This is a genomic window from Nocardia sp. GCM10030253 (assembly GCF_042675075.1).
In the GTDB taxonomy this organism is placed as follows: Bacteria; Actinomycetota; Actinomycetes; order Mycobacteriales; family Mycobacteriaceae; genus Nocardia.
This window is the reverse complement of sequence record NZ_JBHTDL010000002.1, coordinates 407082-422010: the sequence shown is the minus strand read 5'-3', so window position 1 is coordinate 422010 and position 14929 is coordinate 407082. Positions and strand designations below refer to the sequence as shown.

Genomic DNA, 14929 nt, shown 5'->3' with positions numbered 1-14929 from the left:
GTAGTGGCTTGGTGTGAGCGCGGCGTTGGTGGCGTGGTCGGCAATCGGCCCTCTCGGTTGGCTATCAACGCCGCGCCCACGCCAAAAACCTCGGGCGACCTGGACTGGGAAGAGTTCGTAAGTCGAGGAGCTCGGACTCAACGGTGCAGATGGGTCTCGCGATATTCGGCCGCAACACCTCTGACGGACATGCTCCGTGCGGAGATCACAGCACGGGTCGGCACCGTCGACAAGATCGGCAACGGCACCGTCGCCCTCACCGACGGCGAAAGAATCGACTTCGACTACGCCTTCCTGGCCGTGGGCAGCACGGTGGTGCCGATGCCGGGGACGGTCCCGGTGGGCATGTGGGAAGGCGCGCAGCAAGCTCGCGCGGCGTTGGCGGCGCTTTCGGCGGGCAGGCAGGTCACGGTCATCGGGGGCGGCGCGACGGGCATCGAGACGGCAGCCGAGATCGCCGAGGCCAGGCCGGATTTGCGGGTGCGGTTGGTTGGTTCCGCTGTGGCCGGGGGCCTTTCGGATGGGCATACCGGCGGTTGCGCGCCGGACTGGAGCGGCTGACGGTCGAGATCGTCGACGACGCGGTTACAGAGATCGGCTCTGGCGCAGGGCAATTCGGCGGTGCCGTGCGCGTGCGGTCGGGGCGGGAGATGGCCTCCGATCTGACCCTGTGGGCGATCGTGGCGGACGTTCCCGACCTCGCGGCGCGCAGCGGTCTCGAGGTCGATTCGCGCGGTCGCGCGGTTGTCGATGAGTTCTTGTGCAGCGTCAGTGACGAGCGGATCTTTGCGGTGGGCGACTGCGCCGCCGTGCCCGGCGCTCGTTTCGCCTGCTACACCGCGCTACCGCAAGCCATTCACGCGGCCGACAACTTCGCCCGCCTGCTGAAAGGCCGCAAACCCAAACCGCACTCGTTCCCCTACTGGAACCGTGGTCTGTCCCTCGGACGCAAGGACGCAGTAACCCAATTCACCCATGCCGACGACAGCGTCCGGCGGGCCTACCTCGCTGGACGCAGCGCGGTCGCGCTCAAGGAAATGGGGACCCACAGCGCGTTCTCCACCGCCCGCGCGGGCGTCTCCAGCTTCTGACGAACACCACAGGAGCCGTCGGTCACCGACTGCACCCTCGTCGAGGGCCACATTTCAATCAATGATTGAAACGACGTTTGAATCGTGCTTGACTCGTGGAGTGACCGACGAGGTCGCAGGCGTCGAAGAAGACGTTGGTCTCGGCGTCGAGAGGAGTGAAGAAGTGACCGATGTTTTCGCGCCGGCCGCGCTTGGCCCGATCACACTGCGCAACAGGGTGATCAAAGCGGCGACGTTCGAGGGCCGGACACCGGACGCGCTGGTGACCGATGAGCTCATCCAGTTTCATCGGGAGACGGCCGCGGGCGGGGTGGGGATGACGACGGTCGCGTATTGCGCTGTCGCGCCGGGTGGTCGTACCGATCGGCATCAGATCTGGATGCGTCCAGAGGCCGTCGCCGGTCTGCGGACGTTGACCGACGCCGTGCATGCGGAGGGTGCGGCGGCGAGCGCACAGATCGGGCATGCCGGCCCGGTGGCCAATGCGGCCTCCAACGGTGCTCCCGCACTCGCACCGAGCCGGATGTTCAGTCCGCTCGGCATGCGTCCGATGAAGGTACCCGACGTCACCGAGATCAGCGAGATCGTTGCCGCGCACGCGAATGCCGCGCGGCTCGCCGCGGAGTCCGGATTCGACGCGGTGGAAATCCATTTCGGTCACAACTATCTGGTGAGCTCGTTCCTGAGCCCGAAGCTGAATCGGCGCAAGGATCGCTACGGCGGTTCACCGGCCCATCGCGCGCGGCTGGCGCGCGAGATCGCCCGTGCTGTCCGGGAAGCCGTGGGCGATCGGCTTGCGGTGATCGCGAAACTGAATATGGAAGACGGCGTATCCGGCGGGCTCACGCTGCCGGATTCGCTCCAGGTGGCGGCGTGGCTGGAGGCCGACGGCGCGCTGGACGCACTGGAGCTGACCGCGGGCAGTTCATTGCTCAACCCGATGCTGCTGTTCCACGGCGATGCCCCACGCAGGGAGTTCGCGAAAGTGCTTCCCGTTCCGGCGCGATGGGGGTTCCGGCTCGTCGGCAAGGCGTTCTTGAAGGAGTATCCGTATCGGGAGGCGTATCTGCTCGAGCGGGCGCGCCAGTTCCGGCGTGAGCTGTCGATGCCGCTGGTTCTGTTGGGCGGCATCACTAATTTGGACACGATGCGGCAAGCGATGGGGGAGGGGTTCGACTTCGTCGCTATGGGACGCGCCCTGCTCAGGGAGCCGAATTTGTTGCAGCGCATCCACACCGACCCCGGCGCCCAGTCGGCGTGTACCCACTGCAATGAGTGCATGCCCACGATCTACACCGGGACACGCTGCGTATTCCGGCTCGATCAGCGGCTCGATGCCACCGCGGACCCGGAAGCAGTGCAGGGGTGAGCGGCCGGGTCGCGGGCACCGGCTGTGCACGGCTACACCGCGACCGAGTTCGCCCCGAGGTCTGACCGAATCGGTGGCCTTGGAGCTCGCGCGGCACACCATTCGCGTCGACTCCGTGCACCCGGGAATGGTGCCGCCTACGTCCACCTCGACGTCACTCGGTCTCACTGTTCGATGTTCTCTATCAATGATTGAATCGTTGTTGGATGCATGTTTCACTGAGGCTATGGCAGACAAGATCTCCACCGACACTCGTGAACGTCTTCTGGCGGCCGCTGAGCGGTTGTTGCTGACTCGGCCGTACGACGAGGTCTCGGTGCGTGGGATCTGCTCCGAGGCCGGGGCGAACGCGGCCGCTGTGCATTATCACTTCGGGTCGAAGGACGCGCTGGTCGCGGCGTTGCTCGAAGTCCGTCTCGGACCGCTGTGGGCTGATCGACTGGCAACGGTGACCGCTGAGCGCGCGGCGGTTCCCGCGGTCGTCGATGCCGTGATCGAACCGTTCACGGAATTGGCCGCCGACCCTGTCGGTCGGTTGCATCTGCGGCTGTTGGCTCAGTTCGTCTTCGGACGGCGTACAACCGCATGGCATCAGCCGTGGTTCCAATTGGATTCGTGGACCGGCCTGCTCCCGGAACTGAGCAAGCAGGAGAGCCGGCGGCGGTGGATGCTGGCATTCGACCTGATCATCACGCGATTCGGGCGAGTCGAAACCGAGGAGCGAGACATGTCGGAGCAGGCGGTCGAGTCGCTCCGGGAATTCGTGATTGCCGGGTTGACAACACCGGTCGGAGGCCGCACCAGGTAGGCGCTGGTCATCGCCTATATGGCGGTCGCCTGGACCTGTACGGCATGGGCCCTACAGTGCCGCAACGCGGCTCAGAAACAGTCATCGGTACCGATTTCGGCGGTGAGGTCACCGGCAGTGTCCGAGCCTTGGCTGTAGCCGACGAGCGCGATCGGGGTGGTGCCGCACCGCGGCGCCAAAGCGCTGACTATCGCGCGCGCGTTCTGAACGGGATGACAACCCTGACAGTGTCGCGGCGGACGCTGCCGCGACGAGCTTCGTCAATCGCATTGTGCTCACTCCATCCGTTCGATTCTGCAAGGGTGTGTGCCGCTACGGCCCGTCAAGGGTTGCCGTCCCTGCTCGAAGCTCATGCGGGCACGGAGATGGCCGATCGGACATGATTGTGATGATTTCATCAAGTATCTCTTGACAGATGCATCCATCGTAACTGATGATTTAATCAATTACGGTTGTGGAGGTAGCTGTGACAAGCATCGACAAGGGTGTCGGCACCGGTCGGACGATCCGGGTCGGCCAGCGTGAAATCTTCTTCGTGGAGGCGGGGTCCGGTCCGGCGCTGGTGCTGCTGCACGGTGGTGGGCCCGGCGCATCCGGGGTGTCGAACTACTCGCGCAATATCGAGGAGTTGGCGCAGCGGTTCCGGGTGATCGTGCCGGATATGCCAGGCTACGGGCGGTCGTCGAAGTGGGTCGACCGGTCGGATCCGTTCGGTGATCTGGCGCGGGCGACCGGCGGGCTGCTGGACGAACTCGGTATCGCCGCAGCGCATTTGATCGGCAACTCCTATGGCGGCGCGGCCGCGCTGCGGCTGGCCATGGATCGGCCCGACAAGGTGAACCGGCTGATCCTCATGGGCCCAGGCGGGGTGGGAACCACGCGGGCGCTGCCCACCCCGGGGTTGCGGGAACTACTCAACTACTACACCGGCAGCGGCCCGAGCCGGGAGAAGATCGTCCGCTTCATACGCGAGTACCTGGTGTACGACGGCAGCGCGGTGCCCGACGAGCTGATCGAGACGCGCTACCAGGCCAGCCTCGACCCGGAGGTGGTCGCGAACCCACCGCTGCGCCGCCCCTCGGGCCCGCTGGCGCTGCGCACGCTGTGGCGGATGGACTTCACCCGCGACCGGCGACTGCGCGCGGTCACCCACCCGGCCCTGGTGATCTGGGGGACCGACGACAAGGTCAACCGGCCCGCCGGTGGGCGCATGCTCGCCGGCGCCATGCCCAACTGCGACCTGTACATGGCGGCCAACGTCGGCCACTGGGTGCAGTGGGAGCGCGCCGAGTTGTTCAACGCGCTGGCCACCGCGTTTCTGGAGGCGAAGTCGTGACCGAGCTTCTGCGCCCGATCGGCGACGGCTCGGTGTTCGGTGCGGTCCATCTGGGATACGTTGTCGTGCAATCGAATCGGCTGACCGACTGGCGGCGTTTCGGAGTTGACGCGATCGGCCTGCACGTCGACGAACTCGACAGCAACACTGTGCGCTTCCGTCTGGACGACCGCGCCTGTCGCTTCCTGATCCGGCGTGGCTCGGCCGAGGATGTCATCGCGCTGGGCTGGCAGGTCGATGACCACGAGGCCTTCGACCGGATCATCGCCCGGGTCACCGCGCGCGATGTGCCGGTCATCGAAGGCACTCCCGAGGAGGCGGCCCTGCGGGGCGTGCAGCGGCTGTGGCGTTTCGCCGGGCCGAAAGGCATTGCGCAGGAGATTTTCACGGTACCGGTGACGACGCCCGAGCCACTGCGTATGCAGAGTTCCGGCTGGGTGACCGGCGAGGCCGGGCTGGGTCACGTGGCGATCCTGTCGCGGGAGCCGGAGACGACGCGCGGGTACTTCCACACGGTCTTCGATTCCCGGCTGAGCGATTACATCGACGAGAACATCTCCGGGCTGAAGATGAAGATCCGCTTCCTGCGGGTCAATGAACGGCATCACTCGATCGCCATCGCCGGTCTCCGCGGCGTCAAGATCGATCCGATCCGAACTTCGGTGCAGCACATAAATATTCAATCCGAGACGCTGGACGACATGCTCGCCTCCTTCCAGCGGGTCACCGAGCTCGGGTTCCGCATGCAATGGTCGGTCGGGCAGCACACCAACGATCGCGAACTGTCCTACTACTGCGTCACCCCGTCCGGCTTCGAACTGGAGGTCGGCTGGAATCCGATCGTGATCGGCCCCGAGCTCGAATCCACCTGGGAGCCGACCACGTACCAGGGCATCAGCATCTGGGGCCACACCACGGTGGGCGAAACCGTGCTGGACAAATTCGCCCAGTTCCGGCAGGCGCTGCGGAGCGCGGGCACACCCGAAATCACTGTTCCCGAACTGGCGGGAGGACTCATCCGATGAATACCGACTACGACGTGGTGGTCGTCGGTCTCGGCCCGACCGGCCTGACGCTGGCCAATCTACTGGGCCGGCGCGGGGTGAGCGTGCTGGTGCTGGAACGTGAGCCCGAATTCTACGGGCTGGCGCGCGCGGTGTATACCGACGACGAGGGCATGCGCATCTTCCAAACCGCTGGTGCGGCAGACGAACTCGCGGCCGACATGAACATCGATTCGACTGTGCAATGGGTGCGGGGCGACGGCCGGGTCCTGGCGCAGTTCCATCAAACCGACCGGCCGCTGGGCTGGCCGGTGGTGAACTTCCTCTACCAGCCCTATCTGGAGAACGCCCTCGAACGCGCGCTCGGCCGTTATCCGCATGTCACGGTCCGGCGTGGCCGGGAGGTGACCGGCTTCGACCAGGACGCGACGGGTGTCAGCATCGAGCACGTCGAATGCCGCGGCACCGGATACGGCAAACACGCCCCCGACACCGATCCGCGGACCGCCGCGCGGGTGCTGGCGAAGTTCCTGGTCGGCTGTGACGGCGGCCGCAGTGTGGTGCGCACCACGCTCGGCATCGACATGTCCGGCACCAGTTTTCCGGAACGCTGGCTGGTGGTCGACCTGAAGGCCCGCGACGGTGTGGACGCGTTCCGGCATCTGCCGTACTTCGACTTCGTCTGCGATCCCGCGCTGCCGATCGTGTCCTGTCCGCAGCCCGGCCGGCATCACCGCTTCGAGTTCATGCTCAGCGACGACCAGACCAAAGAGCAGATGGAGGATCCGGACACCGTGGGCCGCTGCATTTCTCGCTTCGTCGACCCGAACGAGGTCGAGGTGCTGCGCAAGCTGGTCTACACCTTCAACGCCGTGGTCGCCGACCGGTGGCGTGACGGGCGGATCCTGATCGCGGGCGATGCCGCGCATATGACCCCGCAGTTCATCGGCCAAGGTATGAACTCCGGTGTGCGGGATGCTGACAACCTGTCCTGGAAACTCGCCGCAATCGTGAAACACAGTGCGGCACTGCCGATTCTGGACAGCTACGAATCGGAGCGCCGCCCACATGCCAAGGCGATGATCGACCTGTCGGTGCTGAACAAGAGTCTGGTCTCGGTCGACAACAAGCTGGTGGCCGCGGCCCGCGATATCGCACTGACGACCGCGCTGCGGATGCCTGGACTGGGCGGGTGGATCCGGGGCGCGAAGATGAAGCCGTCACCACGGTTCCGGCGCGGCGCTTATCTCGGGCTGCCCCGTCGCGGACTGCGCGGCGTCGAAGGAACGCTCTCGCCGCAACCGGATGTGCGCACCTACGACGGATGCCACCGCCGCTTCGATGAGGTTCTCGGCCTCGGGTTTTCGGTGATCGGCTACGGCGTCGACCCGCGTGCCGCGCTCGTCGCCGACGATCGGTCCGCGCTGGAATCACTGGGGGCCGGATTCGTCACCGTCTATCCCCTCGGCGGGCGGCCGCAGGGTAAGCCCGGCGAAGGGCGCTCCACCGGCGAGAACTACATCGACGTGGAAGACCACACCGGCGCGCTGAGCCGCTGGTTCGCCAAAGCCGGTGTCGGCAAAGGCGGAATCATCCTGGTGCGTCCGGACCGGTACGTCTTCGGCACGGCCGCGGCCGGTCACGAGGGCGCGCTGACCGCCGAATTGTTCCGGCAGGTCACCGGCTCCACCATCCACCGCGCGACCGCAGCGGGTGCGCCGACCCGATCCGAGCCGGTGCGGGGACTGCACTTCGAGGAGGCACGATGACTTCGAGGCAGGATATCGAGGCCGCCGCCGTTCGCCTGGCCGCGGCCACCGCGTTCGGCGTCCCGGTTCCCCCGGTCCGCGACCTGATCGGCTCCGCCGATGTCGAACTGGCGTATGCGGTGCAGAGCATCGGCATTCACGAACGGATCGCCGCGGGCGACCGCCTCGTCGGCCGCAAGATCGGGCTCACCTCGCCGGCCGTGCAGCAGCAGTTGGGCGTGAACCAGCCCGACTTCGGCGTCCTGTTCGACACCATGCACGTTGCCCGAACACCGGTGGCACAGCGCCCTCGACTGCTGCAGCCCAAGGTGGAAGCGGAGCTGGCCTTCGTACTGGGGGCCGACCTCGACGACCACCGACTGGACGGGGTCAGTGTGCGCGGCGCGGTCGAGTATGCGGTCGCCGCGCTCGAGATCGTCGACAGCCGCATCGCCGATTGGGATATCAGTTTCGCCGACACCGTCGCGGACAACGCCTCGAGTGGATGGTTCGTACTCGGATCGCAGCGACTTTCGCTGACGGACTTCGAACCGCGGGAGATCGCGATGAATATGACGATCGACGGCGAAATCGTCTCCACTGGAACGGGTTCTGCGTGTCTGGGGGACCCGCTCAACGCCCTGGCGTGGCTGGCCCGCACCGCCCGCGACTTCGGCGCGCCACTGCGGGCCGGCGAGATCATCCTGTCCGGCGCGCTCGGACCGATGGCGGCGCTGCGCCCCGGTGCCCACGTCCGATCCGAACTCTTCAGCGGTGCGACGACACTCGGCGCCGTCGACTTCAGATGGGAGGAATCATGAGCCGCACCAAGGTGGCCGTCATCGGCTCCGGCAATATCGGCACTGACCTGATGATCAAGGTTCTACGGCTGTCCGACACCCTCGAGATGGCCGCCATGGTCGGCATCGATCCGGCCTCCGACGGACTGGCACGCGCCGATCGCCTGGGCGTGCCGACCACCGCGCGCGGTGTCACCGGACTCATCGCCATGGCGCACTTCGACGAGATCGACATCATCTTCGACGCCACCTCCGCGGGTGCGCACCAGGCCAATGCGGCCGCCCTCGAGCCGTACGGAAAACGCTTGATCGACCTGACCCCGGCCGCGATCGGCCCGTTCGTCGTGCCCGCGGTTAATCTCGATCAGCACTTGGCGGCCCCGAATGTGAACATGGTGACCTGCGGGGGCCAGGCGACGATCCCTATCGTCGCCGCGATCTCCCGGATTACCGACGTGCCGTACGCCGAGATCGTCGCGTCGATTGCCTCGAAGTCCGCTGGTCCCGGAACCCGTGCCAATATCGACGAATTCACCGAGACCACCTCGCAGGCCATCGAAGCCGTCGGTGGTGCGACAAGCGGCCGGGCCATCATCGTCCTCAATCCCGCCGAGCCTCCGCTGATCATGCGGGACACGGTGCTGGCTCTGATCGGCGCTTCCGATCCGGGTACCCATGCCGCCGTGCGGGATTCGATCGAGGCGATGGTCGCGGAAGTCGCGGCCTACGTGCCCGGCTACCGGCTGAAGCAGACTGTCCAGATCACGCCGGTCGCCCCGGACGGGTCGCTGCACACCTTGGCCGGTGACGCTGTTGTCACACACCAGGTTTCGGTGTTCCTCGAGGTCGAGGGTGCGGCCCATTATCTGCCCGCCTATGCGGGCAACCTCGACATCATGACCTCGGCCGCGCTGCGCGTCGCCGAACGCATCGCCGCCACAACCCCGGAGAGTGTCAAATGAACACAGCATCGCAGAGCGATTCGATGAGGGGTGGGCCCGAAGTCTTTCTCCAGGACGTGACGCTGCGCGACGGCATGCACGCGCTGCGACACCGCATCACACCCGCTGCCGTGGCCGCCGTCGCGTCCGCGTTGGACGCTGCGGGCGTCGACGCCGTCGAGGTCGCGCACGGCGACGGCCTGCACGGCGGGAGCCTCACGTATGGTCCGGGCAGCCACACCGACTGGAAATGGATCGAAGCCGCCGCGGGTGCGCTGACAAATGCGCGACTGACGACGTTGCTGTTGCCGGGTATCGGGACCACCGACGATCTGCGGCGGGCCTATGACCTCGGTGTGCGTTCGGTGCGGGTGGCCACGCACTGCACTGAGGCCGATATCGCGGCCCAGCACATCGCCTACGCCTGCGAGCTCGGCATGGACGTGTCCGGCTTCCTCATGATGAGTCACATGAACACCCCGGACGGACTCGCCGGTCAGGCCGCGCTCATGGAATCGTATGGCGCGCAATGTGTTTACGTGACCGACTCTGGCGGGCGACTGACCATGGCCGGTGTCCGCGATAGGGTGCGCGCGTATCGGGACGTGCTCGATCCCGCCACCGAGATCGGCATCCACGCCCACCAGAACCTCTCGCTCGCGGTCGCCAACAGTGTGGTCGCCGTCGAGGAGGGCGTCCGCCGCGTCGACGCCTCGCTGGCGGGTCTCGGTGCGGGAGCGGGCAATACGCCGCTGGAAGCGTTCGTCGCGGTAGCCGACCTGTCCGGTTGGAAACACCGCGCCGACCTCGATGCGCTGACCGATGCCGCCGACGATCTGATCCGGCCGCTGATGGACCGGCCGGTACAGGTGGATCGGGAGACGCTGACCCTCGGCTTCGCCGGGGTGTACTCCAGCTTCCTCCGCCACGCCGAAAAGGCCGCCGCGACATACGGAGTCGATGTCCGAACGCTGCTGGCCGAGGCGGGACGCCGCGGGCTCGTCGGCGGTCAAGAAGACATGATCGTCGAAATCGCGCTGTCCCTGGTCGGCAACCGGGTCGCGTGACCCCCCGACGGTGCCGTTACAGCTGCGGCTGTGGTGGCAGGGCAGTGGTGGTCAGTTTCTGCGCCGAGCGCTTGTTCATGCCGAACATGCGCAGGACATGGAAGGTCATATCGTCGGTGAGCGCCCCGGCGTCGGCGTCCGGCCGCGCGTCCAGCAGTTGGAGCAGACCCAGCAGGGCACCGCCCGCGGCCATTATCGCCATATCCGGGTCCATCGGCTCGAATCGGCCCGCTTCCTGGGCGGCGATGATGTCGCGGCGGGCCCGCGGGGCCAGACCTTCGTCACGCAGCAGTACCGACATGCCAGAATGCAGAAGCACCCGCACCATCTCCGGCACCTGCCGCTGCAGTCGTCCGGTCATCCGGAAGCTCACCGCGAACACCTCGGCCGGATCGTCGTACAGCGCCACGATGCCGTCACGCATCTCGCTGTAGACCTGCAAGACCGAACGCACCGCTTCATCGAACAGCTGATCTTTGGATTCGAAGTGGTTGTAGAAAGATCCGAAACCGACATCGGCGGCGTCTGTGATCTCCTGGATGCTGACCGCGGAACGGCCTTCGGACAAGAACTTCCGTGCTGCCCCGAGCAGAGCGTTGCGGGTGCGCTCACGGCGGCGGTCGATACGGTTGCGCGCTACGGGTTCGGCGGCCATTGCTCCTCGTCCATTCGAAATCGTCAGACGAATCGTATCTGAGAAAACTATCAGACACGATTCCGTGTCCCGGAAAGTGAGAAGTTTAGTGCCTACCTCCCGTTCGCAATCCCGTCCGATGAGTCGCCGCCGTGTGCTGGGTGGCGCAGCTACGGGAGCGCTCGGCGTCGCCGCGACGGCGGCCTCACTGCCGATCGCCGACGCCGCCCCGGCGCGCAGGCGACAGTCGACGCCATCCGGGACCTACCGAATCGATCTGCACGCGCACTTCCTGCCGCCGGACTACCGCGCCGCTCTGCTCGAGCACGGGCACATCACCATCGGCGGATACCCGACGCCCGACTGGTCGCCCGAGCAGGCCATCGCCTTCATGGACTACTACGGGATACAGGCGCAGGCGCTGTCCATCTCCGATCCTGGCGTGTCTTTTCTGGGCGGGCAGGAGGCAATAGACATGGCCCGCTACTGCAATACTCATGCGGCGCAACTCTTCCGGGATCACCCCACCCGTTTCGGAGCGTTCGCGGTGCTGCCCATGCCCGATATCGCCGCCTCCATCAGTGAGGCGTTCTTCGCGCTGGACGAACTGCGGCTCGACGGTGTGGTCCTGCTATCGGCCTACAACGGCGTGTACCTCGGTGACCCGCGCTTCGAACCGCTCATGGTCGCCCTGAATCAGCGTAACGCGTACGTCTTCCTGCACCCGGCCGCCATCCCCGCTGGCGCCAAACCAGAACTGCCGCTGCCGGATTTCCTGCAGGAATTCACCTTCGACACCACCCGCGCGGCCACCCTCATGATGGCGACGGGAATGACCCAGCGGTACCCGAACATTCGCTTCCAGCTCGCCCATGCCGGCGGCACCCTTCCTTTCCTGTCGCACCGCGTCAGCGTCGCCTCACAGACCGTACTCGGGCAGCTCTGGCCCCAGGACCTGCCGAGGCCATCGATCCTCGACACCCAGCGGCAAATCGGCCGCTTCTACTACGACACTGCCTTGAGCGGCTCGGCCGCCGCCATGGCGAGCGTCCTCGCGGTCACCGGCCGCGACCACGTCGTCTTCGGCTCCGACTGGCCCTTCAGCGCACTCACGCTGCCGCAGACCGGTTCCCACGATCCCGCGCCCGGCCTCAGCGACTTCTTCGACGCCGACCAGCGCCTGGAGGTCGAGCGGCTCAATCCGCTGCGGCAGCTGCCCCGGCTGGCCGAAGCGGTCGGCGCCTGAGCTGATCCGGACATCCCGCCGTCGCGAACCTCCGTCGCGGTGCACACAATCATTCGGCGCGGCGCGTGCAACACGCGCGGATTCGGCTGGGGGACTGGGGGTCTGGCGTCGGGTGTGGTAGGGGTACGGGATGGAAGGGACTCCTTTCGGGCGGTATCGCCTGCTCGCGTTGCTCGGTGCGGGCGGGATGGGGCAGGTCTATCGGGCGTATGACACCGGTACCGACCGGGTCGTCGCGCTGAAGGTGCTGCCGCCGCAGTACGCGCACGACGCCGTGTATCGCGAGCGGTTCCGGCGGGAGGCGCAGGCGGCGGCGCGGCTGAGCGAACCACACATCATTCCCATTCACGACTACGGCGAGATCGACGGGCGCCTGTTCCTGGATATGCGGTTGGTCGAGGGGACCGATTTGGCGGCTCTCGCTGCCAGGGGGCCGATGGAACGGACCGCGGCGGTGGCCTACATCGGACAGATCGCCTCGGCATTGGATGCGGCGCATCGCGCGGGGTTGGTGCATCGCGATGTGAAACCGTCCAATGTCCTCATCACCCCGGAGGATTTCGCGTACCTCATCGATTTCGGGATCGCGCGCGGCACCGACGACACCGGGTTGACGACGACCGGCGCGGCAATAGGCACTTTCGCCTATATGGCGCCCGAGCGGCTGACCGACGGGGACTACGACGCCCGGTCGGACGTCTACGCCTTGGCCTGCGTGCTCTACGAATGTCTCACCGGGTCGAAGCCGTTTCCCGGCGATAGCGTCGAGCGGCAGATCGCGGCGCACCTGACCGCCCCGCCGCCGCGACCGTCGACATCCGTCATGAATGTTCCCGCTGCGTTCGACGAGGTGATCGTGCGCGGGATGGCGAAGAATCCCGCAGACCGTTATCCCTCCGCCGGGGCATTGGCAGGCTCGGCTCGGGCCGCACTCGACGGCGGTCATCAGCCCACGGTGCCCGTCTACTCGAGGACGGCTGCCACGCAGGTCGACGCGGCACCTGTGCCCGCGCGACCGCAAGCGCCTCGACCGCAGCCACCTCGTCGGCTCGGCTTCATCTGGGCGGCAGCGGCGTTGGTCGCGCTTGTCGGTGGCGGGGTACTGTTCAGCAGGTTCGCGGGCGAGGAAACACCTTCGACGACAACAACTCCGGATCAGAGCACCACCGACATACGGACGTCTGAAGGCGCCGGTGGACTGCCTCCGGCGCCTACCCTGGGTGCGCCGCCGCAGACCTCCGGCATCGGTCGAACCACAATCTCTTCGACCCCGGCGCAATCGGTGGCCGAACGAATGGCGGACTACGTGCGGTCCCACTACGCACTGCTGCCGCCCGACACCTCGGCCGCGTGGGCCCGTCTTACGCCTCGATACCAGAGCGAAATAGGCGGCTACAACGCCTATCGAGCATTCTGGGCCACCGTCGATTCCGTCGCGGTCGACGTGATCGGGTCCGATACCGCCGCCATGACGGTCACCTACCGGTCGACCATCCGCTGGGCCGACGGCCGGGGCCCCGCCGTCGAAACGCGCCGCGCACAGCTCGTCCCGAACAACGGCACCTACTTGATCGACCGCGCCGATCTCATTTCCTGACGGTCTCCCGCACTGACCCGATGGCTGAAACCGTCAGACGTCGACGCGGAATCAGGGACCAGTAGGCAGTTCACGGAAGCCCGCGGTGACCCTGGCGCGTAGGCACTCCCGGTACCGCTCGATGCCACGTCGGTGGTTCATTGGGCGAACTCCTCCGGCAGCAAGTGGGCGAGAAGCAGTTTGATCAACAGGACGGGGGCGAACCAGGTCAGTGCGTGCGGAACGGTGAGAACGCTGGTCGCGACGATCACGGCAAAAGCGGTGGCGCCGAAGGCGATCGGGCGCCGCAGCGCGGCGGGGGAGGCGGTGACAGTGATGGCCCCGATCAGGGTAAGGGTGTAGATCGCGGCGGCCGCGAGCCAGGTGAAGTCGGGAACTACCAGAGCCAGAATGAACGGCTGCACGTGGATCGCGACGAAGCCGAGGTGGTGCCGGGACGTCCGCCCCGGACCGTGGTACCAGCGCTTGGCGGAGCCGGTCGCGTTCACCACTGCGCCACCGAACATATCGAAGGCGACGAAGGCGACGACCGTAGCTCGCCACAGTGTGAGGTCGGCGTGCAGAGCGAGACCGAAAGCCATTGCGGCACCGGCGATGGCGGCGGTGAATGCGGTCACGATCTCGCCGCGGGTCGCCCCGGGCGCGATCAGTCGATCGGTGAGCGTCATCGCCGGATCCCATCCACGCAGACCTGCACCACCGGTTCGGCCAGCTCACGGAGCGACACCTGCGGATCCACGAGCGACTGCACCAAGCAGCCCTCGATCGCACCGACGATCACCGCGGCGTGCCGCTCATCGATTTCGGGCCGCAATTCACCCGCCATCTTCGCTTGGGTCAGCAATGCGGCGATGGCGCCGCGATATTCGTGGTAGATCGCCGCCATGTCCAGTGGCGGATTGGACGCCCACACGTCCAGCAGCACTCGCGCATGGCCGGGGTGCGCGGCGAGCATCTCGACGGCGGCATGCACCAGTCGGGTCAGTCGCTCCAGCGGCGGTCCGTCACCCAATTCGTTCAACGCTCGCGCCGAGCTGGCAGCGTAACTATCGAAAACGCCTGCCAGCAACGCATTCCGGCTGTCGAAGTACAGATACACACTGCCCTTGGCGATTCCGGCCTCGGCGGCGACGTCCTCGATCCGCGATGCGGCAAACCCTTTGCGTGCGAACACCCGTACGGCCGCGTCGAGGATGTCCTCCTGGCGCGCGATCCGGTCAACTTTCTTCGGCATACCTCTTATTATGAATGACTGGTCAGTCATAAACAATGTCTGAGCGAGATGCCT

15 protein-coding genes and 1 pseudogene are annotated in these 14929 nt (G+C 66.4%); 12 read left to right on the top strand and 4 right to left on the bottom strand.

What is annotated here, in order from left to right; all coding sequences use genetic code 11:
* The first annotated feature begins 189 nt into the window (after window positions 1–189).
* The 4 genes from ACFQZZ_RS02390 to ACFQZZ_RS02375 all read left to right on the top strand — a co-directional run bounded on the left by ACFQZZ_RS02390 (window position 190) and on the right by ACFQZZ_RS02375 (window position 3268).
* Window positions 190–561 carry an FAD-dependent oxidoreductase gene (locus tag ACFQZZ_RS02390; protein ID WP_378673126.1) on the top strand — a complete coding sequence of 124 codons (372 nt, stop codon included), beginning with the start codon at window positions 190–192 and terminating at the stop codon, window positions 559–561.
* Window positions 537–1091: an FAD-dependent oxidoreductase gene (locus ACFQZZ_RS02385; protein WP_378673123.1), complete on the top strand. Its 555-nt coding sequence runs from the start codon at window positions 537–539 to the stop codon at window positions 1089–1091. Before ACFQZZ_RS02390 ends, ACFQZZ_RS02385 begins: the two co-directional genes overlap by 25 nt.
* 163 nt (window positions 1092–1254) lie before the next feature.
* Window positions 1255–2460 (top strand): NADH:flavin oxidoreductase, encoded by a 1206-nt coding sequence (locus ACFQZZ_RS02380; protein WP_378673249.1) that lies wholly within the window; start codon window positions 1255–1257, stop codon window positions 2458–2460.
* 226 nt (window positions 2461–2686) lie between these two features.
* A complete protein-coding gene (locus ACFQZZ_RS02375; protein WP_378673120.1) occupies window positions 2687–3268 on the top strand; it encodes a helix-turn-helix domain-containing protein in 582 nt (193 codons plus the stop codon).
* Window positions 3269–3354: 86 nt separating this feature from the next.
* Here the strand turns inward: ACFQZZ_RS02375 and ACFQZZ_RS02370 are convergent.
* Window positions 3355–3477 (bottom strand): annotated as a pseudogene (locus ACFQZZ_RS02370) (cutinase); the annotation flags it as partial.
* A gap of 266 nt (window positions 3478–3743) precedes the next feature.
* Here ACFQZZ_RS02370 and ACFQZZ_RS02365 point away from each other — a divergent pair.
* Genes ACFQZZ_RS02365 through dmpG form a run of 6 tightly spaced genes read left to right on the top strand, consistent with a single transcriptional unit; the run spans window position 3744 to window position 10164 of the window.
* Entirely contained in the window at window positions 3744–4604 is an 861-nt protein-coding gene (locus ACFQZZ_RS02365) for an alpha/beta fold hydrolase (RefSeq protein WP_378673246.1), read from the top strand.
* A complete protein-coding gene (locus ACFQZZ_RS02360) occupies window positions 4601–5629 on the top strand; it encodes a VOC family protein (protein WP_378673117.1) in 1029 nt (342 codons plus the stop codon). Before ACFQZZ_RS02365 ends, ACFQZZ_RS02360 begins: the two co-directional genes overlap by 4 nt.
* On the top strand, window positions 5626–7377 hold the full coding sequence (locus ACFQZZ_RS02355; RefSeq protein WP_378673114.1) for a bifunctional 3-(3-hydroxy-phenyl)propionate/3-hydroxycinnamic acid hydroxylase: 1752 nt from the start codon (window positions 5626–5628) through the stop codon (window positions 7375–7377). The genes ACFQZZ_RS02360 and ACFQZZ_RS02355 overlap by 4 nt, the downstream gene beginning before the upstream one ends.
* Entirely contained in the window at window positions 7374–8177 is an 804-nt protein-coding gene (locus ACFQZZ_RS02350) for a 2-keto-4-pentenoate hydratase (RefSeq protein WP_378673111.1), read from the top strand. The genes ACFQZZ_RS02355 and ACFQZZ_RS02350 overlap by 4 nt, the downstream gene beginning before the upstream one ends.
* Window positions 8174–9118, top strand: coding sequence for an acetaldehyde dehydrogenase (acetylating) (locus tag ACFQZZ_RS02345; protein ID WP_378673108.1), 945 nt, complete (start codon window positions 8174–8176; stop codon window positions 9116–9118). The genes ACFQZZ_RS02350 and ACFQZZ_RS02345 overlap by 4 nt, the downstream gene beginning before the upstream one ends.
* Complete coding sequence (gene dmpG / locus ACFQZZ_RS02340; protein ID WP_378673106.1) at window positions 9115–10164, top strand: 4-hydroxy-2-oxovalerate aldolase; 1050 nt, start codon at window positions 9115–9117, stop codon at window positions 10162–10164. The genes ACFQZZ_RS02345 and dmpG overlap by 4 nt, the downstream gene beginning before the upstream one ends.
* A 16-nt stretch (window positions 10165–10180) precedes the next feature.
* Here the strand turns inward: dmpG and ACFQZZ_RS02335 are convergent, their stop codons facing one another.
* Window positions 10181–10819, bottom strand: coding sequence for a TetR/AcrR family transcriptional regulator (locus tag ACFQZZ_RS02335; protein WP_378673103.1), 639 nt, complete (start codon window positions 10817–10819; stop codon window positions 10181–10183).
* A gap of 118 nt (window positions 10820–10937) precedes the next feature.
* Between ACFQZZ_RS02335 and ACFQZZ_RS02330 the strand changes: the two genes are divergently transcribed.
* Both ACFQZZ_RS02330 and ACFQZZ_RS02325 read left to right on the top strand, forming a co-directional pair.
* Window positions 10938–12044 carry an amidohydrolase family protein gene (locus ACFQZZ_RS02330; protein ID WP_378673101.1) on the top strand — a complete coding sequence of 369 codons (1107 nt, stop codon included), beginning with the start codon at window positions 10938–10940 and terminating at the stop codon, window positions 12042–12044.
* A gap of 130 nt (window positions 12045–12174) precedes the next feature.
* Complete coding sequence (locus tag ACFQZZ_RS02325; RefSeq protein ID WP_378673099.1) at window positions 12175–13641, top strand: serine/threonine-protein kinase; 1467 nt, start codon at window positions 12175–12177, stop codon at window positions 13639–13641.
* 137 nt (window positions 13642–13778) lie between these two features.
* Here the strand turns inward: ACFQZZ_RS02325 and ACFQZZ_RS02320 are convergent, their stop codons facing one another.
* Window positions 13779–14309: a hypothetical protein gene (locus ACFQZZ_RS02320; RefSeq protein ID WP_378673096.1), complete on the bottom strand. Its 531-nt coding sequence runs from the start codon at window positions 14307–14309 to the stop codon at window positions 13779–13781.
* Window positions 14306–14875, bottom strand: coding sequence for a TetR/AcrR family transcriptional regulator (locus ACFQZZ_RS02315; protein WP_378673093.1), 570 nt, complete (start codon window positions 14873–14875; stop codon window positions 14306–14308). Before ACFQZZ_RS02315 ends, ACFQZZ_RS02320 begins: the two co-directional genes overlap by 4 nt.
* Window positions 14876–14929: the final 54 nt, after the last annotated feature.